The sequence below is a fragment of the Geodermatophilus sp. URMC 63 genome (assembly GCF_053502565.1).
This window is the reverse complement of the sequence record NZ_CP199956.1, coordinates 4,346,295-4,366,974: the sequence shown is the minus strand read 5'-3', so window position 1 is coordinate 4,366,974 and position 20,680 is coordinate 4,346,295. Positions and strand designations below refer to the sequence as shown.

Below are 20,680 nucleotides of genomic sequence, written 5' to 3'. Positions count from 1 at the left end.
CGCGGCCGGGCCCCCCAGGGCCCGGCCGCAGTGCTGGCCCTCCTGCAGGGGCCCGCGAGCTCGCGAGCGGTGGGGGGCAGGAGGGTCCTTCTAGAAGCGCACGTAGTCGTACTCGACCGGCAGGGAGTTGATCCCGACCGAGGGCGGGGCGATCCAGCCGGCGAACTCGCCGGGCTCGTAGTGCGGCACCATCAGCTCGGCGACGCGGGCCCGGTCCTCGGCGGTGGGCAGGAACTCGCCGACCCGCTGCTGCCAGGTGGCCTCGTCGACGATCTCGCCGGTGGGCGTGACGTGGTGCCCGGCGAAGGCGCCGACCTTGCGGTTGAACCCCTGGTGCGGCAGGTACAGCCGCTGCTCCAGGCCGGCGTCCTCCAGCTCCTGGTTCCACCGCCGGACGCCGTTCTCGCAGTCGGCGGCGTACTCGTTGCGCAGGTCGAGGTTGAGCGCGGTGAGCATCGGCACCGTGCGGGTGGACAGCTGCCCGTCCTCGACGACCGGGACCTCCATCGTCAGGTCGTGCAGCTGGTGGTCGTCCTTGCGGCGGGTCTCCATCCAGCGGCCCTTGAGCCCGGCGGTGTAGTACGCCGCGACGTTGGAGGAGGTCTCGGAGCCGAAGAGGTCCATCGAGACGGAGTACTGGAAGTTCAGGTACTTCTGGATGACCGACAGCGGGATGCCGCCGTGGGACCAGATGTCGTCGGTGCCGTGCTCCTCGATCAGCTCCGCGGTCCGCTGGACGGTGCGCTGCACGCCCGTCGTCCCGACGAACATGTGGTGCGCCTCCTCCTTGAGCATGAACTCGCAGGTGCGCGCCAGCGGGTCGAAGCCGCTCTCCTTCAGCGTGCCGAGCTGGTACTTGCCGTCCCGGTCGGTGAAGTAGGTGAACATGAAGAACGACAGCCAGTCGGTCGTCTCCTCGTTGAACGCCCCGAGGATGCGCGGGGAGTCGAAGTCACCGGAGTTGCGCTTGAGCAGCTGCTCGGCCTCCTCGCGGCCGTCCTTCCCGAAGTAGGCGTGCAGCAGGTAGACCATCGCCCACAGGTGGCGGCCCTCCTCCACGTTGACCTGGAAGAGGTTGCGCATGTCGTAGAGCGACGGCGCGGTCATGCCCAGGTGCCGCTGCTGCTCGACCGAGGCGGGCTCGGTGTCACCCTGGACGACGATCAGCCGGCGCAGGTCCGACCGGTGCTCGCCGGGCACCTCCTGCCAGGCCGGCTCGCCCTTGCGGTCGCCGAAGTTGACCTTCCGGTCGGGGTCGCGCTCGGCGAGGAAGATGCCCCAGCGGTACTCCTCCATGGGCACTCGGTCGAAGTGCGCCCACCCGTCGCGGCCGACGGCGATCGCCGTCCGCAGGTAGACGTCGTGCGTCGGGATGGACGGGCCGAGGTTCTTCCACCAGTCGAGGAACTTCGGCTGCCAGCCCTCCAGCGCCCGCTGCAGCTTGCGGTCGCCGGCCAGGTTGACGTTGTTCGGGATCCGCTCGCTGTAGTCGATGCGCGACAGCGGCCCGGTGGGGGTGGGGGCGTCCCCGGTGACCGTGCCGCTCTGCGGGGTGGACTCGGTGGTGGTCATGGTCAGACCCGCTTCCTGTCGTAGTCGGCGCGCTTGCCGGTTCCGTAGCGGCGCAGTGCTCCCTCGGGCCCAGCGGCGTTCGGCCGCTGGAAGATCCAGTTCTGCCAGGCGGTGAGCCGGCCGAAGACCTTCGTCTCCGGGGTCTCGCGGCCGGCGAAGCGCAGGTTGGCCTCCATGCCGGTGAGCGCGTCGGGGGAGAAGCTGGCGCGCTCCTCGATCGCCAGGCGGACCTCGTCCTCCCAGTCGATGTCGTCCGGCGTGCTGGTCACCAGGCCGAGGCCGTCCGCGTCGGTGGCCGGCAGGTCGCGGCCCACGGCCGCCTCGGCCGCGGCCAGCTCGTCGGCGCTGCCGAGGAAGCGGACCTGCAGGCGGGAGAGGCCGTTGCCCATCGGCAGCAGCCCGGTGTTGAACTCGTCGAGCCGGATGACCGCCGCCGGCTCCGGGCGCTCGTCGTCCTCGAACCGGCCCTCGAGCATGTACTGGCGGTCGGCGGCGAGGGCGATCTCGGCCAGCGAGCCGGCGAAGCAGGAGCCGGGCTCGATGAGCGCGAACAGGCTGCGGCTGGTGGTGTCCAGGCGCTTCAGCGTGCGGCGGTGGAAGCCGATCGTCTCGTTGACCAGCCAGTTCCCCCGGTTGGCCAGCAGGAACCGGTCGTAGGCGGCGACCGTGGCGACGTTCCCCTCCGTGCGCAGCAGCCAGGTGCCGACGGCGAGCTCGTTGGTCCGCAGCCGAAGGATCGCGTCGTCGAGCTCGCGGGTGGTGGCCAGCAGCCAGGCCGCGTCGCCCTGCTCCTGCAGCTCCTCGACGCTGCCGGGGACTGCGGTGGGGCCGAGCACGGTGATCGTCGCGGTGCCCGAGTCGCGGTCGAGGACGACGCGGAGGTGCTCGTAGCGGGTGGTGTCGCCGTCGACCGCGCGGCGCAGCGGGGTCAGCGCCACGCCGGTCGTGCCGGCACCCGGCCGGCTCGACGCGGCGGCGGCCGCGGCGGCCCGCCGGGCGACCTCGGCGTCGAAGTCGCGGGCCCTGACGCTGGCGTCGACCAGCCGCCACCGCACGGCGCGCTCGCCGCGGACGCCCTCGGCGGTGGTGGCGAAGACGTCGGCCAGGTCCCGGCGGACGCCGCGCTTGTCGACCACGCGGGTCAGGCCGCCGGTGCCCGGCAGCACGCCGAGCAGCGGGACCTCCGGCAGGGAGACCGCCGAGGAGTTGTCGTCGACGAGCACGATCTCGTCGCAGGCCAGCGCCAGCTCGTAGCCGCCGCCGGCGGCGGTGCCGTTGACCGCGGCGATGGAGCGCAGCCCGGAGTGGGCCGAGGCGTCCTCGAGGCCGTTGCGGGTCTCGTTGGTGAACTTGCAGAAGTTCACCTTCCAGCTGTGCGGGGACGCCGCGAGCATCTTGATGTTGGCGCCGGCGCAGAACATCCGCTCCTTGGCGCTGGTGACCACGACCACCTTGGCCTCGGGGTGCTCGAACCGGATCCGCTGCAGCGCGTCGTGCAGCTCGATGTCGACGCCCAGGTCGTAGCTGTTCATCTTCAGCTCGTAGCCCGGCACGATCCCGCCGTCCTCGGCGACGTCGAGGGTGAGGGTCGCGACCTCGCCCTCGACCGACAGCCGCCAGTGCCGGTAGCGCTCGGGGGAGGTGTCGAAGGAGACCTCGGTGGTCGCGGCCGGCTCGGCGACGGGGGCCGGTCCCTCCGCCGTCGTCGAACGGTCGTCGAGGGTGGTCACGGCGCCTCCTGAGGATGCGGGCGGATCGGCCCCGGAGGGCCTGCCGCGACCATCGTGTCGTGCTACACGACCTCGCGCAAGTAACGCCTCGGCTGTAGACATGTGGCGCAGACCACGGACGTCGACGGAGGTCTCGGTGACCGCTGCGCACACCCTGCGGTGGGTGCACGAGGACGACCCCCGGTGGGACGCCGACCGCGAGCGGGTCTTCGCCTCCGTGCCCGAGGGCGTCTTCCGCACCGAGGCCCGCCGGCCGGGCGAACGGCTGTCCAGCGACTGGTGGCGTGTCGAGCGCGACGGTGCCGTGGTCGGCTACGGCTGGCTCGACGACGTCTGGGGTGACGCGGAGGTGCTGCTCGCCGTCGAGGCGGGCGCGCGCGGCTCCGGCGTCGGGCTGTTCGTGATGCGCCACCTCGAGGAGGAGGCCGCCGCCCGCGGCCTGAACTACGTGCTCAACGTGGTCCGCGACACCCACCCCGAGCGGGCCGCGGTGACGGCCTGGCTGGAGCGCCGCGGGTTCTCCGCGGCCGAGGACGGCCGGCTGCGCAAGCAGGTCGGCGGTCGTGGCGCCGGCCGGGACGACGCGGGTGCTGACGCGGCGGGTGCTGACGGCGCGGGTGGGCGTGACGTCGGGCAGCGGCAGGACGGGCGGCCGGGCACCGGCGTGGCCGCCCCGCCCTCCGGCGACCGGCAGGCCCGCTACCTCGCCGAGCGCGAACGGGCAGCGAGCCGGCCGCGGTCGTCCTCCGAGCCGGCTGCCGTGGGGGCCGACCGGGGGCCGGGCGAGGAGGGGAGCGGCGGCTACGTCGACCCGGAGCAGCACCGGTACTGACGTTCGGCGCGGCCTCGTCCCGGTCGGCACGAGGCCCTGAGCTGCGCCTTCGTCGTCCACAGGTGTTGCTCACCTGAGTGTTCGAACGTATGATCGAACGCATGGCGGTGGGGTCGGCGGGTGAGGTGCTCGACGCGCCGCGCACCGACGACACCGCCGCTCCCACGGTGGGCTGGGCGGCCGGCCCACTGGGTGAGGTGCAGGCCGCCGAGCGGGAGATCTCCCGCCAGACCGCGCGCCGCGCGCGGGCGCTGGCCGCGTTCGCCGCGACCCGGCCGGCCTCGGCCGACCGGGCGCAGGGTGAGCGTGGCGCGATGTCGGCCCAGCGGTGGGCGGCGCGGGCGGACGTACTGCGCCCGGTGAGCGAGTGGGCCACCCAGGAGCTCACGGTCGCCCTGGGCGTCACCGCGCAGCGCGCCGAGGCCGAGCTCGAACGGTCCCTGATCCTGGTGCAGCGGCTGCCACGGGTGCTGGCTGCGCTGGAGTCCGGGCTGCTGCACGCCGGGCACCTGTGGTGCCTGCTCGAGCACGTGGCCCCGATCGCCGATGACGCCCTGCGCGGGCGGATCGAAGCGGAGCTGCTGGCCTGGATGGCCAGGCGGCACCGGGTGACCACCCCGGTGCAGCTCGGCGAGCGGGTGCGGCGCGTGGTCGCGAGGCACGACGCCCGCGACGCCGCCCGGGACCTGGCCCGGGCGCTGCGGCAGCGGGGGGTGTCAGTGCGGGCCGAGCGCACGCTGGGCATGTCGGCGGTCACGGTGGTGTGCACCACACCGGAGGCGCAGGCGTTCGTGCGGGCGCTGGCGGCCTGTGTGGATGCCCTCGACCCCGACCCGGCCGACACGCGCAGCCGCGGGCAGAAGACGGTGGACTGCCTGATGGACCTGGTGCTGCGCCCTGGCGAGGGCGAGCTGCCGCCGGTGCAGGTGCTGCTGACCATTGTCGCGTCGGTGCAAACCCTGCTGGGCGGGGACGGTGTCGGTGAGGTCGACGGGCAGCTGGTGCCCGCGGAGATGGCCCGCCAGCTCGCCCGAGCCTTCGCCGGCCTGGACCCCACAGGTCACGCAGCCGACACCGACCCGGACGCCACCGGCGCGGACACCGCCGATCCCGCCGCCGACGCCGGCATGACGCTCGCCGCTGGTCCCGGCTGCACCGGCACCAGCGAGACCAGGGGTGCCGGCGAGACCACGGGTGCTGAGCAGCCCGTCGACACCAGCGCGCCCGTGGTCGCCGGGCCGGTGGACTCCGCGGAGCCCACCGACGTCGAGTGCGGTCCGGTCGAACGGGCCGCCGCGGAGCTCAGCGATGCGGACTTCGACCGCTGGCTCGACGAGCTGGTGCGCCAGGCCTTCGGCGACGACCCGGCGCCCAGCGATGCCGCGGCACCCGGCGACCCGGGCTGGACACCGGGGTGGCCACCTGACCCCGCCGACGAGGCGAGCCGACCGGAGCCCGACCACCCGGACCGGCTCGACGCCGAAGCCGCCGACGGGATCGGCGCCGACCACCGGGACCGGCCCGATGACTTCTGCTCCTCGTGCAGTCGAGCGCGAGGCGCCACGCCGCACGGCGGCGACAGCACAGGTGCGTCTCCAGGCGGTTCCGGCTGGTGGGCGGCGGCCGACCGGGCCGTCGAGGACGCCGCCGCAGCCGTGCACACCGCCCGCCTGGCCCTGGGCGCCGCCCAGCGGATGGTGGCCACCGCGCAACGGGCCGACGCCGCCGAGGAGACCGCCTGGCAGACCAGCCCCGCCGGCCAGGTCACCACCGCCCCCGACGCGCTCGGCGCGCTGGCCGCCGCCACCGACACCCAGCGCGCCGACCTCGCCGCCCTGCTGGCCACCACCGCCGGCGGCGGACTGGCCGACCACCCTCGCCTCGCGCTCACCGACGCGGTCAGCGGTGCCCTGCTCGTCCTCACCGACCTGCCCGCACTGCACCGCACCGCCCACTGCGGCACCCGCGCCTGCCGCCGTCGGCCCCAGACCTGCGGCCACGACCTGAGCGCCCGCCCCGGCCTGACCGTGCCCGCCCCCACCGTCGGCTACAGGCCCGCCGCGGCGCTGGACCGCTTCCTGCGCACCCGCGACCGGCACTGCCGCTTCCCCGGCTGCCGCCGCCGCGTCCCCAGGGCCGGGGAGCTCGACCACGCCACGCCCCACCCGCACGGGGAGACCTCAGCGGCCAACCTGGCCGGCTTCTGCACCACCCACCACCGCGGCAAGCACCAGGCACCGGGCTGGACCCACACCCTCACCCCCGACGGCACCCTCACCGTCACCACACCCACCGGCCTGACCGCGGTCACCACCCCACCACCGTTCTGAGCACACGTGGCGCGGTCCCGGTCACTCCGAGGGACGACGTCCGGTCGGGACCGGCGGCGCCCGATCGCACGAGGCGCGAGCCGCCCGTCGCGCGCAGGGCTACCCGGCCGCGACCGGCCGGCGGCGGGGGGCGACCACCAGCGCGACACCCACGGCGGTGAGCGCGATGCCGGCCAGTGACACCGCGGCCGGCACGGTCCCGAACAGCAGCCAGGCCTCGAGGGCCACGGCCGGCGGCACCAGGTAGAAGAGGCTCGACACCTCGGCGGCCGTGCCCCGCCGCAGCAGCAGGAGCAGCAGCAGGACCGCGCCGAGCGACAGGGCGAGCACCAGCCAGACCATGGCCAGGACGAACTCCCCGGTCCAGCGGACCGTCATCTCCTCGGTGGCCAGCGCGCCGGCCAGCAGCACGACCGCCGCGGCGGCGTACTGCACGGCGGTGCCGCACAGCATCGGGACGCCGGTGCCGTACCGCTTCTGGTAGACGGTGCCGGCGGTGCCCGAGGCCAGCGCCACCAGGCAGGCCAGCAGGCCCGGCGGCGAGAGCGAACCCGCCTGCCCGGCCGCGGCGGTGAGGCCGGGCCAGACGACGACGGCGACGCCGGCCACCCCGACCGCCAGCCCGAGCCACTGCCGCGGCGCCGCCCGCTCGCCCAGCACCGGACCGGCCAGTACCACGGTGAGCACCGGCTGCAGGCTCACCACGACCGCCGACACCGGCGCCGGCACGCCGAGGGAGACCGCGACGAACACCCCGCCGAGGTACCCGGCGTGCAGCAGTAGGCCGACGGCCGCGGAGTGGCCGTACTGCGCCGGACGGGAGGGGAGCTCCGCGCGCAGGACGAGCGCGACGAGCGCCAGCAGGGTCGCGGCGAACACCATCCGCAGTCCCAGGAAGGTCAGCGGCTCGGCGTAGGGCAGGCCGGACTGGGCGCCGACGAAGCCGGTGCTCCACAGCAGCACGAACAGCGACGGGGCGCCCAGGCGCTGCACCCGCGACCGGCCGGGCGCGGTCACCGGGAGGTCAGTCACGCCGACGGGCCGGTGCGTCACCGAGCGGGCACTGCCGACTCCCGGCGCCGTGCCGCACGCGCTCGCCGAGCCGGTGCGGCGGCTCGCGCACCCCACCGTCGGGCGGGTCGAGGTCGACCTCCCGTGGCACGGTGCCCCGCCTCGTCATGGACCGCTCCGTCGAGTCCGGACGCACTACACCGCGCGTCGTCCGACGCCGGGATGCTGTAGCGCCACTCCGCGGTCTGTCAACTCGACACCGCCCGCGCCGACGGGGAGGCCGGCGTCCGGGTGGCCGTCCCGTCGCCCTGCGCCCGGGTGACACCATGGAGGCGTGGAGGTCGTGGACGGGCCGTTCGTGACCCGTCGTCAGGAGCTGGGTGTCGCCAGTGCCCGCAGCCTCCTGCTCACGGTCCTCGGCGAGTTCGTGCTCCCCAGTGGCCGGCCGGTCTGGACGGCGACGCTGATCGACCTGCTGGCCGACCTCGACGTCGCCGAGAAGGCGGCTCGTCAGGCCATCATGCGCACCGCCGACAGCGGGTGGATCGCCGGCAGCCGGGTCGGGCGCGAGACCCGGTGGGCGCTGACCGAGGCCGGCACCCGGCTGCTGCGGGAGGGCACCGACCGGATCTACGGCTTCGCCGCCGAGCAGCGGGAGTGGGACCGGCGGTGGCTGCTGCTCACCGTCGGCGTCCCGGACAACGCCCGGCCGCTGCGCCAGCGGCTGCGCACGCAGCTGGGCTGGGCCGGCTTCGGCTCGGTCAACGCGACGACCTGGGTCACCCCCCGGATCGACCGCGAGCCCGAGGCGCTGCGCGTGCTGTCCGACTGCGGCCTGCTCGCCGGCAGCTGGTCGTTCGTGGCGCAGGCCGGCGCCGTGGGCGACGAGCGGTCGCTGGTGCGCAGCGCCTGGGACCTCGACGAGATCGAGGGCCGCTACGAGGACTTCCTCGACCTGGTCGCCCGGCGCCGTCCCCGCACCGACCGGCAGGCGCTGGTGGCGCAGGTCCGGCTGGTCCAGGAGTGGCGCCGCTTCCCGCTGCTCGACCCCGCGCTGCCCACCGAGCTGCTGCCGCCGCGGTGGAGCGGCAACCGGGCCGCCGAGGTCTTCCGGGAGCGGCACGCCGCCTGGGCGCCCCGCGCCACGGCCGCGTGGGCCGAGCTCAGCCGCGACCGCTGAGACCGAGGCGCCCCCCGCGGGGGGTGCCCGCGTCGCGGCCGGATGGACTCACAGCGGTGTGCTGATTGCTTGATGGGTACCGCTGAAGGCATGCGGGCGTACTCGATGGATCTGCGTGAGCGGGTCGTCGCCGCAGTCGATCGCGGGATGACCCAGGAGCAGGCGGCAGTGACCTTCGGGGTGTCGGTGAACACCGTCGGCCGTTACCTGACCCGCCGGCGAAACACCGGCAGCCTGGCGCCGACCGCATACCGGCACGGACCCAGACCGGAGAAGACCCAGCGGCTGCAGGCCTGGCTGCCGGCCCGGCTGCAGGTGGCCGCGGATGCCACCTTGACCGAGCACGCCGGCTACCTCACCCCCCCAAGCCGCCTGAAAACCGCTGTCAGGCGGTCGCGGCGTGCGACGCCAGCCACTGGCGGCCGGCCTCGGTGAGCACCCGCATGTCCCGCTCGGCCGCCAGCAGCGGCGGGTCCTGGCGGTAGAGCCGGGCCACGAGGTGGTTGTCCGGGGCGAGCTGGCGGGCGATCTGGTGGGCCTCCAGCTTGTGCATCCGGCCCCCGGGTGCCTCGGCAAAGCGGCGCAGCAGTGCGGTCTGCGCCTCCTCGGGGTCACGGTCGCGGCCCTCGGAGGTGGCCGGTGCGGGCTCCTCGTCGAGCAGGGCGGTGACGGCGCGGGAGAAGGTCTGCACCAGGTCGCGGATGCGGTCGTCGCGGGACGGCGTCACGGCACCGCCGCCCGAGCCCTGCCACGTGCGCTGCGGGTGCCGGCGCAGGTACTCCTGCTCGAGCTCGAGCATCCGCTCGGTGTGGGTGCGGAACTGGTCGGCGGTGCCGTGCAGGAACACCCAGTGCCGCATGGCGTGGGCGTGCACGCCCTGGCGCTCCAGCTCCTCGTCGGACAGGTCGCGGGCCGGGACCCCGGGTCGTTCGGTCATGGCTGCTCCTCCGCGTGCCGCCTGCGCTGTGGCCTCGGTCGCATGGTGCCCGCCGCGCGCGGCGCTGTCAGCGGCCCGGCCCGGACGCTCCGCCGACCGTCTACACCGCACCGGACGAGGGGAGCGCTGCGTGTAGGACGTTAGGATGGCGCGGCCGGACGACGGGAGGGGACACGATGCTCGACGGGCACGTCCTGGTCGACGCCCACGTGCACGTGCCGCGGCTGTCCTCGCTCGCTCCCGCGTGGGTCGACTGGGCGCGGCGGTTCGGCCGGCCGGGCGTCCTCGAGGAGGTCTGGCGCGCCGACGGGACGCCGGACCCCGCCGCGCTCGACCGGCTCTTCGCCGAGGAGGGCGTCGACGTCGCGCTGCTGTTCTGCGAGTACAGCCCCAAGGCCACCGGCTACCAGCTCTTCGACGACCTGCTGCCCCTGGTCGAGGCCAACCCCCGGCGGTTCCGCCCGGTGGCCAACGTCAACCCGCACCTGCACTTCCCGATCGCCCGGGAGCTCGAGCGCCAGCTCGACCTCGGCGCGGCGGCGCTGAAGATCCACCCGGTGCACGGCGGTTTCCGTGCCGACGACGCGGCGATGTACCCGGCCTACGCGGTCCTCGTCGAGCGCGGGGTGCCGCTGGTCGTGCACTGCGGCACGAGCAGCTTCCCGGGGTCCACCAACGCCTACGCCGACCCGCAGCTGCTCGACGCCGTCCTGCGCGACTTCCCCGAGCTGCAGGTTGTGCTCGCGCACGGCGGGCGCGGGTGGTGGTACGACGCGGCGGCGTTCCTCGCGGTGTCGCGGCCCACCGTCTGGATCGAGCTCTCGGGTCTGCCTCCCCAGCGGCTGCCGGAGTACTACGCCCGCTTCGACCTGGGCCGGCTCGCGCGCAAGTTCATCTACGGCACCGACTGGCCCGGCGTCCCCGGGCAGGCGGTCAACGCCCGCGCCGTCGCCTCGCTGGGCCTCCCGGACGACGTCGTCCCGCTCGTCCTCGGCGGCAACGCCCTGCGGGTCTACTCCGGGCTCGACCCGGCCTGAGGGGACCAGGCTCGCCGACGGCGTCGGTCGTGGACCGGGGCGGTGGTCTCAGGCGCCCGTCGCCGGCATCGGCGGCAGGACACCGGCCCCCATCAGCCAGCCGAGCCAGTCGCCGAGGTGCCAGGCCTCCGACACCCGGTCACCGGACCAGTGCAGGACGTGGGCGCCCTCGGCGGTCGTGCGGTTCCCGGTCGGTTCCACCCCCGGCAGCAGCGACGTCGTCCCCGAGAACACGGCCTCGGCCGTCCAGCGGTGCACCGAGGTGGTCCCGTCGGCGACGTGCTCGTGCACCTGGACGTGGATCTCCGAGAAGCCGGTGCGGAACCCGGTGATGAACTCGCCCAGCTCGGCGCGGCCCATGTCGGGGAACGGCGGACCGTGGTAGACGACGTCCTCGGCGAAGACCTCGTCCACGGCCGACACGTCGCCCTGCTCCCAGGCGGCCATGAAGCGGGTCATCGCCTCGCGCGCCCGCTCCCTCGAGACCGTCGAACCCGTGGCCTGCGTCATGGCACGTCTCCTCCCGCTGGTCCTCCCCGGGCGTTCCCGATGCTCCTCGCGCCCGTGCGGGGCGACAGGGTCGTCCGGCCCCGGCCCCGGCCCCGGCCCCGGTCGCGGTCGGGGAGCGGGCCCGGGAACGGGTCGCGGTGGTTGCCGGCGACCGGCAGGGGCGGCGTGCCGCAGCCGACCGGTCGCGGCCGTGGTCCGAGGTCCCGGTACCGGGGATGGTCGGGGCCGACGAGGAGGTGACCGTGCTCGGCGATCAGGAGCAGCGGGTGTGGGACGACGTCGTGCGGTCCTGGGCGGAGGACGCCGAGGAACCCGCGCCGGCGGGGCGGGCGGCGGATGGGCTGCCGGGACCGGCGCCACCGGAGCCGGCGCCGCGGGACCTGGACGACGCTCCGCTGCCGCTGGTCGGCGGTTTCTGGATCGCCATCGCCCTGGTCCTCCTCGGCGCTCCGGTCGCGGGGGTGGTCCTGGCCGCGGCGTCGGCGCTGGCGCTGGCGGCGTGGCGCCATCGTCCGCTCAGCCGCCCTTGCGGCGGGTGAGCACGAGGCCGGCGACCTCGACGGCGCCGGCGGCGAGGAGCACCCGGGCCATCTCCCGCAGGGAGAAGCCCTCGGAGTACACGTCGTCGAAGACCAGGACCCGTCGTCCCGCCACACGGTCGGGCTCGGGGACCGACAGCGCGGCGCGCAGCTCACCCTCCGCGATCCGCTGGCGGGCTCCGGCGTCGATGCCGAGGAACCGGCCCGTCGGCACCGACTTGGCGATCAGCCCGGGCGCGAACGGCCAGTCGGGGCCGACCCGCGCGGCCGCGTCCACGACGAGGCGCAGGTAGTCCCACAGCCGCTGGGCGCGGGGTCCGACGTAGATGGCCCCGGTGGTGATCAGGTCGAAGCGCGCCAGGTCGTCGCGGTGGTCCTCCAGGAAGCCGACGAGGATGCGGGCGAGCACCTCGGCCCAGGCGCGCTCCTCGCCGTACTTGTAGCTCCAGATTGCCTCCCACATCTCGTCCGAGCGGCTGGTCACGGTGTAGATGCGGGAGAAGTGCGGGTCCGTGAGGGTGCACACGGTGTTCGGGCAGCGGCCGTCGCCATCGAGCGCCTGCCCGCAGAGAGCGCACGCCGGGCCGGACGTCAGGGGGCTCGGGGCGGTGGCGCACGGGTAGCAGACGGCCGGGCTCCCCGTCGTCCAGTAGACGCAGCCGGGGCAGGCGGGGAAGCCGGCCGGCGACGGTCGCAGCGCGTGCAGCTCAGCTGGCATCCCACGTCCTCGACGAACCCGGTGGTGGAGACCTCGGAAGGCGCGACCGTAGGGCACGGGAGGCGGGGCCGGCGAGACCTCGCGGTGCCGGAGCCGGGACGCCGGCGCGGGGGAGCCGTCGTTGGGAGGCCAACCGTTGGTGCGCCACCCCTCTACCGTGGAGGCGTGACGACCAGCCAGACCCCGCAGCCGCCCGGGCCCGAGGACGTGCTCGCCCTGGACCGGCAGGTGTGCTTCGCCCTGTCGGTGGCCGCCCGCAACGTGGTCGCCGTCTACCGTCCCGTCCTCGAGCCGCTCGGCCTGACCCACCCGCAGTACCTGGTGATGCTGGCGCTGTGGCAGCACGGGACGCTGTCGGTCAAGGAGTTGTCGGGCCTGCTGCAGCTCGACCCCGGCACGCTCTCCCCGCTGCTCAAGCGGCTCGAGGCGGCCGGCCTGCTGCGCCGCGAGCGCGACCCGAGGGACCAGCGCAACCTGGCGCTGGCGCTGACCGACCAGGGCAGGGCGCTGCGTGAGCAGGCGGAGCGGATCCCGGCCGGCATCGTCGAGCGGCTCGGCATGTCCCTCGAGGAGTTGGTGGGCCTGCACGGCGCCCTGACCCGGGTGATCGCCGCCTCCCAGCAGGCGCTCGCCGGCACCGACCCCGCGGACCGTGCCGCTGCGGAGGCGACGGTCGCCTGAGCCAGGCCAGGGCCCGGGACCGTGTGGGATGGCTGACACTTTGTACCCCAACGGTTGGCCCACCAATGTTCTGCGGGCACCATGGGCACGTGACCGTCGTCGAGCAGGAGCAGCCACGCGCCATGAGCATCACCGCCCCGCAGGCCGGCCCGCCGGCCGGGTCCGTCGTCCGGCCGGCTCCGCACCGGTGGGTCTGGTACGCGTTCGGCGGGCGGCTGCCCGAGCGGCACCGCGGCTGGGTGCTGCACGACACCACGGTGCGGACGTGGTGGCTGCGCCACGTCCTGCGCATGCTGGTCCAGCTCGCCGTGCCGGTCGTGCTGATCATGGTGTTCCTGCCGGCACCGTGGGGGCTGCGCGCCGCCTGCGCCGGTGCCGGCCTCATCCTCGGCCTGTTCTACTCGATGGCCTACATGCCCGAGAGCACGGAGAACCGGGTGGTGAAGGCCGGCTACCCGGCGGGCACCGCGACCGCGCAGCGGGAGCGCGCCGCCCTGGCGCGCGACCAGCGCGACAGCGAGCGCCGGCGGGCCGCGGCGGCCCGGCGCGCCGCCCGTTACCGCGGCCGCACCGGTCGCTGACCCCCCGCCCGGTCCCGCGCCGTCGCCGCGCCGGAGCCGGCGGGGCCTCGGCCGGGGGCGGGCTGGTCCAGCTCGCGGGCCGCTGCGGCCAGCACGGCCTCGCGGACGCGGTCGAGGGTGGCCGAGCGCAGCCGCCACTGCTGCCAGTGCAGCGTGACGTCGACCGCGCCGGCCGGGTCGAGGTCGGCGAGCTCGACCGCCAGCCCCCGCGCCTGCAGGCCGGGGACCATGCCCCAGCCCAGGCCGAGGGCGACGGCGGTGACGTAGTCCGCCGCGGCGGGGACGTAGTGCACCGGCGGGGCGACGTCGGACCCGGCCCGGGCGTGCAGGTAGCGGTGCTGCAGGTCGTCCTTGCGGTCGAAGACGACGACCGGGGCCCGCGCGAGCGCGGCGGCGGTGGGGCCGGCGGGGAACCAGCGCCGCGCGAACCCCGGCGTGGCCATGGGCCGGTAGCGCATCCCGCCCAGGCGGGTGGAGGTGCAGCCGGGCACCGGCTCGGCGTCCGCGGTCACCGCCGCCATCACCGTGCCGGCGCGCAGCAGGGCGCTGGTGTGCTCCTGGTCCTCGCGGTGCAGGTCGAAGCAGACGTCGCCGGCCAGGGGTGCCAGCGCGGGCAGCACCCAGGTGGTCATCGAGTCGGCGTTCACCGCGATCGGCAGGGTGGGCAGGTGCTCGGGCGAGGGGTCGCCGCCGAGCTCGCGGGCGACGTCGGCGGTGAGCAGGTCGACCTGCCGGGCCAGGCGCAGCACCGCCTGCCCGGACTCGGTGACCTGCACCGGCTTGGTCCGCACCAGCAGGATCCGGCCGGTCGCGACCTCCAGCGCGCGCAACCGCTGGCTGATCGCCGACGGGGTGACGTGCAGCGCCCGGGCGGCGGCCTCCAGCGTGCCCCCGCGGACGGTGGCGTCCAGCGCCCGCAGGGGGGCCAGGTCCAGCTCCATGAACAGCTACGCTAACGATGCGTCAGGATGTTGAGCTGGACCGGGGAGTGATCCGTTCCTAGCGTCGATGCCGTGCTGACCACCCCGGCGCTGCTCGCCGCCGCCTCCGGGCTCGCCTTGGGCCTGGGCCTGATCGTGGCCATCGGCGCCCAGAACGCCTTCGTCCTGCGGCAGGGGCTCCGTCTCGAGCACGTGCCCGCGGTGGTGGCGGTGTGCGCCCTCTCCGACCTCGCGCTCATCCTCGCCGGGGTGCTGGGCGCCGGCGCGGCGCTGTCCCGCGTGCCGTGGCTCGTCCCGGTGGTGTGCTTCGCCGGCGCGGCGTTCCTGCTGGGCTACGGCGTGCTGGCCGCGCGCCGCGCCCTGCGCCCCGGCGCGCTGCTGCCCGACGCCGCCGGCGCCCGCACCGGGCTCGCGGTGACCGTCGGGACCTGCCTGGCCCTGACCTGGCTCAACCCGCACGTGTACCTAGACACGGTGGTGCTGCTCGGCTCGATGGCCTCGACCTACGGCGAGCACCGGTGGCAGTTCGCCGCCGGTGCCGGTCTCGGCAGCGTCGTCTGGTTCACCGGCCTCGGCTACGGCGCCCGGCTGCTGCGGCCGGTGTTCGCCCGCCCGGCGGCCTGGCGTGCCCTCGACGGCGTCATCGCCGTCGTCATGACCGCGCTCGCCGTCTCGCTCGCCCTCCGCGGCGTCCGCGGCGTCGGCGGCGCCTGACCCACCCGGACCCGAGGAGGACCTGTGATCGACGTCGAGCTCCCACCCGGACCCCCCGCCGGTGCCCTCGCCCGGGGGTTCGCCGCCTGCCTGGCGTCGGTGACCGAGGTGCCGGTGGCCGACCTGCCGCTGCCCGAGGTGTCAGGGCCCGAGGTGCCCGGGTCCGGCGAGGACCTGACGCAGGCGCTGGGCGCCTGGCGGACCTGGCTGGCCGAGCGCGGGTCGGGGCTGGTGCCCATCGCCGACCCCGTGCGCTTCCAGTGGCCCGGGTGGTGGATCGCCGTCGTGGAGGAGCCGGCCGGGACGGCGGCCGTGCTGGCGTTCGGCACGCCGCCGGGCGTCGTCCTCAGCCCCCAGGCGCCCGCCCTGCTGGGCCGGGCCACCGCGGACCTGCGCATCCGCGAGGCCCACGCCGTCGCCTCCCTCGACCCCGTGCTGCAGCGGCAGCCGGCCGGGCCCGAGCTGCGCGGCACCGTCGAGGGGCTCGCCGTCGCGCCGGCCGCGGAGGCGCCGATGCGGCTGCTCGAGGTCGCGCGGGCCCGCGCCGGCCACGGGCTCGACGGCGACCGCTACGCTGCGGGCGCCGGCACCTTCACCCCCCGCGCCGGACGGCGCCCCGGCTACGACCTGACCCTGATGGCCGCCGAGGTCCTCGACGAGCTCGCCGCCACCGGGCACGACCTGGACTTCGCCGGCACCCGGCGCAACGTCCTCACCCGCGGCATCGACGTCAACGCCCTGGTCGGACGACGGTTCCGGATCGGGGACGTGCTGTGCGAGGGGCGCCGGCTGTGCGAGCCCTGCGTCCACCTCGACCGGCTCAGCGGGCCGGGGGTCCTGCGGCCGCTCATCCACCGCGGCGGCCTGCGGGCCGACGTCCTCACCGACGGGGAGATCCGCCGGGGAGCGCCGGTCGTCTCCCTCTGAGGGCGCGTCCCGGGCCTCAGGCGGCAGGGGGCAGGTCGGTCACCGCGACGGTGAGCTGGCCCGCTCCCTCGTGGCGGGTCGTCATCTGGCCCACCCGCCCCAGCATCCGCAGCGAGGCCCGGTTCTCGGCGGCGACCGTCGTCCGCAACCGGACGACGCCGGGGGGCCGGCGGTCGAGCACGGCCGCCAGCAGCGCCCGGCCGACCCCACAGCCCTGCCAGGCGTCGAGCACGGTGACCGCGACGTCGGCCACCTCGGGTTCGCCGGTGTGGCGCACCAGGCGTGCCACACCGACCGGGCGGGCGCCGCCACCGGCGGGGTAGGCGGTGAGGACGACGGCGACGTGGTCGACGCCGTCGACCTCGTCGACCAGTAGCCGCAGCAGTGAGTCGGACAGCTCCGGCGGCTCGGTGAGGAACCGCGACCGCCGCGAGGCCGACGACAGCTCGGCGTAGCCCCGCTGCAGCGCCTCCCCGTCGGTGTCCAGCAGCGGCCAGACCAGTGCCGGCGTCCCGTTGGCGAGGTCGACCTCGGTCAGCGGCCCGGTCGCGCTGGGGGCCCGCTGGGCGGTCCGGTGGCTGCTCATGCCCGGTCCAACGCCCAGCGGGGGTGGTTGCGTCCAGGGTGTGCCCGGGAGCACGCGGGTCGTCCCCGCGCGGCGGGTGGCACGATGCCGGCATGGCCCCGCTCCCCGTGCCGGCCAGCCCGGGCGGGACGGCGTTCGTCCTCGGCGGCGGGGGAGTGCTCGGCGCGGCCGAGGTCGGGATGCTGCAGGCGCTCCTCGAGCACGGCATCCGCCCCGACCTGGTCGTGGGCACCTCGGTGGGCGCGATCAACGGCGCGGTCGTCGCCGCCGACCCGGCCCCGGGCGCGGTCGACCGGCTGCGCGGGGTCTGGGAGGAGCTGGCCTCCCGGGGGGTCTTCGCCGGGTCCCTGCTGGGCCGCGCGCGCACGCTGGTGCGCACCCGCACGCACCTGCACCCGCGGGAGCCGCTGCGCGACCTGCTCACCGAGCACCTGCCGGTGCAGACCTTCGCCGAGCTGGCCGTTCCGTTCCAGTGCGTCGCGGCCAGCATCGAGCGGGCGGCCGAGCGGTGGTTCACCGACGGCCCCCTGGTCGACGCCGTGCTCGCCTCCTGCGCCGTCCCCGGGCTGCTGCCCCCGGTGGAGATCGACGGCGAGCACCACCTCGACGGCGGGCTGGTGCACAGCATCCCGGTCGGCCGGGCGGTGGCCCTCGGTGCCGACACCGTCTACGTGCTGCACGTCGGGCGCATCGACCGCCCGCTGCGCCCGCCGACCCGGCCCTGGGAGGTCGCCACGGTCGCCTTCGAGATCGCCCGCCGGCACCGCTTCGCCGCCGACCTGGCCGCGCTCCCGCCGGGCGTCACGGTGCACGTCCTCCCCGCGGGCGACCCGGCGCCGGCGTCCGGCGCGCTGCGCTACCGCGACTTCTCCGGCGTGCCCGCCCGGATCGAGCGGGCCCACGCCGCGGCCCGCGAGCACCTGGACCGGATCGCCGCCGGCCGGGACGGAGGAGCCTGACGTGCTGCCACCCCGCCGCGTGCGCCGGCTCACCGGCCCGCTCCTGATCGCCGCGCTCGTGGCCGCGGTCGTCCTGCTGCCCGCCCTCGCGGTCGTGTCGGTGCTCGCCTCGGTGTTCCTGCCCGGGCGGCTGCGGGCGCTGCGCCTGCTGTGCTTCGCCCTGGTCTACCTCGCGCTGGAGGTCGCCGGGCTCGCGGCCGCGGCGGTGCTGTGGGTGCTCAGCGGCTTCGGGCGCCGGCTGCGGTCGCCGGCGTCCCGGGCGGCGCACTACACCGTGCTGCGCCTGCTGCTCGACACCCTGATGCGGGCGGCACAGCGGCTCTTCGCGCTGCGGCTGGTCACCGACGGCGAGTCGTGGTCGCCGCTGGACGACGGGGTGCCCGGCTCGACCAACGCCATGGTCGTGCTCTCCCGGCACGCCGGCCCGGGCGACTCGTTCCTGCTCGTGCACACGCTGATGAACCGCGACCACCTGCGCCAGCCGCGCGTCGTGCTCAAGGACGTGCTGCAGCTCGACCCGCTCATCGACGTCTACCTCAACCGGCTGCCCAACCACTTCGTCGCCTCGGACCCGGCCGCCGGGCACGGCTCGGAGCAGGCGATCGCCGACCTGGCCCGCGACCTGGGCGAGGAGGACGCGCTGCTCATCTTCCCGGAGGGCGCGAACTTCACCCCGCGGCGCAAGGTCCGGGCCCTGCAGCGGCTGCGCGAGCGCGGCCTGCTGTCGGCGGTGCGGCGGGCCGAGGCGATGCGGCACCTGCTGCCCCCGCGCCCGGGCGGGGTCGCCGCGGCGCTGCGCGCGGCCCCGCACGCCGACGTCGTCCTCGTCGCGCACACCGGCCTGGAGCACCTCAGCACGGTGCGCGACGTCTGGCGGGGCCTGCCGATGGACAAGACGCTGCACCTGCGCTGGTGGTTCGTCCCGGCTGCGGAGGTCCCGCGCGACGAGGAGGAGCTGACCGACTGGCTCTACCGGTGGTGGGAGACGATTGACACCTGGATCGCCACCACGTCCGCTGCCGGGGACCCCCGCGCCGCGGTGGTCACTCCTCGACGCGGAAGCCGATCTTCAGGGTGACCTGGACGTGCGCCACCTCGCCGTCGTTCACGGCGCCGCGGATCTCCTGCACCTCGAACCACTCGATGTTCCGCACGCTCTGCGAGGCGCGGCGGATCGCGGTGCGGACGGCGTCGTCGACGCCGGACGTGCTGCTCCCGACGATCTCGCTAAGCCGGTACACATGGTCGCTCACCGGGGACTCCTCCGGGTCGGGCCCGGGAGCCCCGGGCGGGGGACGGTCCGGCGCCGTCGGCCGGGCCGCGTCGGTTCAGCCGCGGCTAGTCCAGCCGCCGCCAGCCGCGGCCGTCGCGGGCGACGAGGGCGGTGGCCTCCGCCGGGCCCCAGGTGGCCGCCTGGTACAGCGGGATCGGCCGGTCGTCCTGGCTCCAGTACCGCAGCACCGGGTCGACGATCCGCCACGACCGGCCGACCTCGTCGGCCCGGATGAACAGCGTGGGGTCGCCGATGAGCGCGTCGAGGATGACCCGCTCGTAGGCGTCGATGGACTCCTGCTCGAAGCTCTCGTAGGAGAAGTCCATCGACGCCTTCTGCACCCGGAAGGCGTGCCCGGGGACCTTGGCGCCGAACTGCAGGCTCAGCCCCTCGTCGGGCTGCACCCGCACGATGAGCGCGTCGGGCCCGAGGTTGGAGGCGGTGCCGGGGAACAGCGGCAGCTGCGGCGGCCGGTGGAACTCCATGGCCACCTCGGTGACGCGGGCGGGCAGCCGTTTGCCGGTGCGCACGTAGACCGGGACGCCGTTCCAGCGCCAGTTGTGGATGTCCAGGCGCAGGGCGACGAAGGTCTCGGTGGAGCTGAGCGGGTCGACGCCGGGCTCCTCCCGGTAGCCGGGCATCAGGTCCTCGCGGGTGCCGCCGCGCGTGTACTGGCCGCGGACGGCGTTGGCGGCGATGTCGGCCTCCTCGTCGAGCGGGCGGATGGCGCGCAGCAGCTTGACCTTCTCGTCGCGGATCGCCTCCGGGTGGAAGGACGTCGGCGGCTCCATGAGGAACAGCGACAGGACCTGCAGCACGTGGTTCTGCACGATGTCGCGCATGGCGCCGGTCGTCTCGTAGAAGCCGCCGCGCTCGCCGACCCCCAGCGTCTCGGCGACGGTGATCTGCACGTTGTCGACCCAGGTCCGGTTCCAGATCGGCTCGAAGATCGAGTTGGCGAACCGCAGCGCCAGCAGGTTCTGCACCGTCTCCTTGGCCAGGTAGTGGTCGATCCGGAAGATCTGGTCCTCACCGAACGCCGAGGACAGGTCGGCGTAGAGGTCGCGGGCGCTGTCCTCGTCCCAGCCGAAGGGCTTCTCGATGACCGCCCGGACGAAGCCGTCGCCGTCGGCCCGGCCCATGCCGGCCTTGCCCAGCGACAGCGCGACCGGGCTGAACAGCCGCGGCGGCACCGAGAAGTAGTAGACGCGGTTGCCCGCCGTCCCGTGGTCGCGGTCGCACTCGGCGAGCACCTCGGCCAGTCGCGCGTAGGTGGCCGGGTCGTCGTAGCCGCCGTGGACGTAGCGGACCGTGTCCGTCAGCTCCCGCCACCGCGGGTTGCCCTCACCGGCGACGCGGTCCCGGCACAGCGCGGCGAACTCGTCGTCGGTCATCGGGGTGCGCGCCACCCCGACCAGCGCGAACTCGCGGGGCAGCGCTCCGTAGGCGGCCAGCCGCTCCAGCGAGGGCAGCAGCTTGCGCGCGGTCAGGTCGCCCGAGGCGCCGAAGATCACCAGGCAGCATGCCGGCGAGCGGCGGTCCTGATCGGTCGTCATCGCGTCGCAGCCCCCTGCCGCCGTGCCCTCGGGGATGGTCGGCTCCGGCGGGTGTCCAGTCTGGCC

General features: G+C 75.3%; 22 protein-coding genes. 12 read left to right on the top strand and 10 right to left on the bottom strand.

The genetic code is table 11. The features are described 5' to 3' along the window. Window positions 1-90: 90 nt before the first annotated feature. Both boxB and boxC read right to left on the bottom strand, forming a co-directional pair. A complete protein-coding gene (boxB, locus tag ACWIZO_RS21280) occupies window positions 91-1,572 on the bottom strand; it encodes a benzoyl-CoA 2,3-epoxidase subunit BoxB (protein WP_448639616.1) in 1,482 nt (493 codons plus the stop codon). Window positions 1,573-1,574: 2 nt separating this feature from the next. Further along, window positions 1,575-3,302, bottom strand: a complete 1,728-nt coding sequence (boxC, locus tag ACWIZO_RS21275; protein ID WP_448639615.1) for a 2,3-epoxybenzoyl-CoA dihydrolase — start codon at window positions 3,300-3,302, stop codon at window positions 1,575-1,577. A 136-nt stretch (window positions 3,303-3,438) separates the two neighbouring features. On the opposite strand from boxC, the gene ACWIZO_RS21270 reads away from it, so the two are divergent. Further along, window positions 3,439-4,134, top strand: a complete 696-nt coding sequence (locus ACWIZO_RS21270; protein ID WP_448639614.1) for a GNAT family N-acetyltransferase — start codon at window positions 3,439-3,441, stop codon at window positions 4,132-4,134. Between the two features lie 101 nt (window positions 4,135-4,235). Beyond that, entirely contained in the window at window positions 4,236-6,464 is a 2,229-nt protein-coding gene (locus tag ACWIZO_RS21265) for a DUF222 domain-containing protein (protein ID WP_448639613.1), read from the top strand. A 99-nt stretch (window positions 6,465-6,563) separates the two neighbouring features. Here ACWIZO_RS21265 and ACWIZO_RS21260 read toward each other — a convergent pair whose 3' ends face one another. Beyond that, the gene (locus ACWIZO_RS21260) at window positions 6,564-7,496 is read right to left on the bottom strand and encodes a DMT family transporter (RefSeq protein WP_448639612.1); all 933 of its coding nucleotides are present in this window, start codon (window positions 7,494-7,496) and stop codon (window positions 6,564-6,566) included. A gap of 313 nt (window positions 7,497-7,809) precedes the next feature. Between ACWIZO_RS21260 and ACWIZO_RS21255 the strand changes: the two genes are divergently transcribed. Both ACWIZO_RS21255 and ACWIZO_RS21250 read left to right on the top strand, forming a co-directional pair. Next, window positions 7,810-8,655 carry a PaaX family transcriptional regulator gene (locus tag ACWIZO_RS21255; RefSeq protein WP_448639611.1) on the top strand — a complete coding sequence of 282 codons (846 nt, stop codon included), beginning with the start codon at window positions 7,810-7,812 and terminating at the stop codon, window positions 8,653-8,655. A gap of 90 nt (window positions 8,656-8,745) precedes the next feature. Further along, window positions 8,746-9,090 (top strand): IS630 transposase-related protein, encoded by a 345-nt coding sequence (locus tag ACWIZO_RS21250; RefSeq protein WP_448639610.1) that lies wholly within the window; start codon window positions 8,746-8,748, stop codon window positions 9,088-9,090. Here the strand turns inward: ACWIZO_RS21250 and ACWIZO_RS21245 are convergent. After that, window positions 9,041-9,592, bottom strand: a complete 552-nt coding sequence (locus ACWIZO_RS21245; protein ID WP_448639609.1) for a DUF6158 family protein — start codon at window positions 9,590-9,592, stop codon at window positions 9,041-9,043. The genes ACWIZO_RS21250 and ACWIZO_RS21245 overlap by 50 nt on opposite strands. A gap of 176 nt (window positions 9,593-9,768) precedes the next feature. Here ACWIZO_RS21245 and ACWIZO_RS21240 point away from each other — a divergent pair, with 176 nt between their 5' ends. Further along, window positions 9,769-10,629 (top strand): amidohydrolase family protein, encoded by an 861-nt coding sequence (locus tag ACWIZO_RS21240; protein ID WP_448639608.1) that lies wholly within the window; start codon window positions 9,769-9,771, stop codon window positions 10,627-10,629. Window positions 10,630-10,677: 48 nt separating this feature from the next. On the opposite strand, the gene ACWIZO_RS21235 is transcribed toward ACWIZO_RS21240, so the two are convergent. Beyond that, window positions 10,678-11,139 (bottom strand): ester cyclase, encoded by a 462-nt coding sequence (locus ACWIZO_RS21235; RefSeq protein WP_448639607.1) that lies wholly within the window; start codon window positions 11,137-11,139, stop codon window positions 10,678-10,680. Between the two features lie 215 nt (window positions 11,140-11,354). On the opposite strand from ACWIZO_RS21235, the gene ACWIZO_RS21230 reads away from it, so the two are divergent. Next, window positions 11,355-11,678, top strand: coding sequence for a hypothetical protein (locus ACWIZO_RS21230; RefSeq protein WP_448639606.1), 324 nt, complete (start codon window positions 11,355-11,357; stop codon window positions 11,676-11,678). Here the strand turns inward: ACWIZO_RS21230 and ACWIZO_RS21225 are convergent. Beyond that, window positions 11,656-12,396 (bottom strand): ComF family protein, encoded by a 741-nt coding sequence (locus tag ACWIZO_RS21225; protein ID WP_448639605.1) that lies wholly within the window; start codon window positions 12,394-12,396, stop codon window positions 11,656-11,658. The genes ACWIZO_RS21230 and ACWIZO_RS21225 overlap by 23 nt on opposite strands. 165 nt (window positions 12,397-12,561) lie before the next feature. On the opposite strand from ACWIZO_RS21225, the gene ACWIZO_RS21220 reads away from it, so the two are divergent. Together ACWIZO_RS21220 and ACWIZO_RS21215 are read left to right on the top strand one after the other, a co-directional pair. Then, window positions 12,562-13,077, top strand: a complete 516-nt coding sequence (locus ACWIZO_RS21220; protein ID WP_448639604.1) for a MarR family winged helix-turn-helix transcriptional regulator — start codon at window positions 12,562-12,564, stop codon at window positions 13,075-13,077. A gap of 89 nt (window positions 13,078-13,166) precedes the next feature. Beyond that, window positions 13,167-13,658: a DUF5313 family protein gene (locus ACWIZO_RS21215; RefSeq protein WP_448639603.1), complete on the top strand. Its 492-nt coding sequence runs from the start codon at window positions 13,167-13,169 to the stop codon at window positions 13,656-13,658. Here the strand turns inward: ACWIZO_RS21215 and ACWIZO_RS21210 are convergent. After that, window positions 13,634-14,599: a LysR family transcriptional regulator ArgP gene (locus ACWIZO_RS21210; RefSeq protein WP_448639602.1), complete on the bottom strand. Its 966-nt coding sequence runs from the start codon at window positions 14,597-14,599 to the stop codon at window positions 13,634-13,636. The genes ACWIZO_RS21215 and ACWIZO_RS21210 overlap by 25 nt on opposite strands. A gap of 72 nt (window positions 14,600-14,671) precedes the next feature. Here ACWIZO_RS21210 and ACWIZO_RS21205 point away from each other — a divergent pair, with 72 nt between their 5' ends. Next, the gene (locus ACWIZO_RS21205; RefSeq protein ID WP_448639601.1) at window positions 14,672-15,313 is read left to right on the top strand and encodes a LysE/ArgO family amino acid transporter; all 642 of its coding nucleotides are present in this window, start codon (window positions 14,672-14,674) and stop codon (window positions 15,311-15,313) included. Between the two features lie 24 nt (window positions 15,314-15,337). After that, a complete protein-coding gene (locus tag ACWIZO_RS21200; RefSeq protein WP_448639600.1) occupies window positions 15,338-16,240 on the top strand; it encodes an MOSC domain-containing protein in 903 nt (300 codons plus the stop codon). 16 nt (window positions 16,241-16,256) lie between these two features. On the opposite strand, the gene ACWIZO_RS21195 is transcribed toward ACWIZO_RS21200, so the two are convergent. Then, entirely contained in the window at window positions 16,257-16,826 is a 570-nt protein-coding gene (locus tag ACWIZO_RS21195; protein WP_448639599.1) for an N-acetyltransferase family protein, read from the bottom strand. Between the two features lie 92 nt (window positions 16,827-16,918). On the opposite strand from ACWIZO_RS21195, the gene ACWIZO_RS21190 reads away from it, so the two are divergent. Both ACWIZO_RS21190 and ACWIZO_RS21185 read left to right on the top strand, forming a co-directional pair. After that, window positions 16,919-17,785, top strand: a complete 867-nt coding sequence (locus ACWIZO_RS21190; protein ID WP_448639598.1) for a patatin-like phospholipase family protein — start codon at window positions 16,919-16,921, stop codon at window positions 17,783-17,785. A 1-nt stretch (window position 17,786) separates the two neighbouring features. Continuing rightward, window positions 17,787-18,863, top strand: coding sequence for a lysophospholipid acyltransferase family protein (locus tag ACWIZO_RS21185; RefSeq protein WP_448639597.1), 1,077 nt, complete (start codon window positions 17,787-17,789; stop codon window positions 18,861-18,863). On the opposite strand, the gene ACWIZO_RS21180 is transcribed toward ACWIZO_RS21185, so the two are convergent. Then, the gene (locus tag ACWIZO_RS21180) at window positions 18,829-19,038 is read right to left on the bottom strand and encodes a dodecin (RefSeq protein WP_448639596.1); all 210 of its coding nucleotides are present in this window, start codon (window positions 19,036-19,038) and stop codon (window positions 18,829-18,831) included. The genes ACWIZO_RS21185 and ACWIZO_RS21180 overlap by 35 nt on opposite strands. 85 nt (window positions 19,039-19,123) lie before the next feature. Beyond that, complete coding sequence (gene zwf / locus ACWIZO_RS21175; RefSeq protein ID WP_448639595.1) at window positions 19,124-20,614, bottom strand: glucose-6-phosphate dehydrogenase; 1,491 nt, start codon at window positions 20,612-20,614, stop codon at window positions 19,124-19,126. Between the last annotated feature and the right edge of the window lie 66 nt (window positions 20,615-20,680).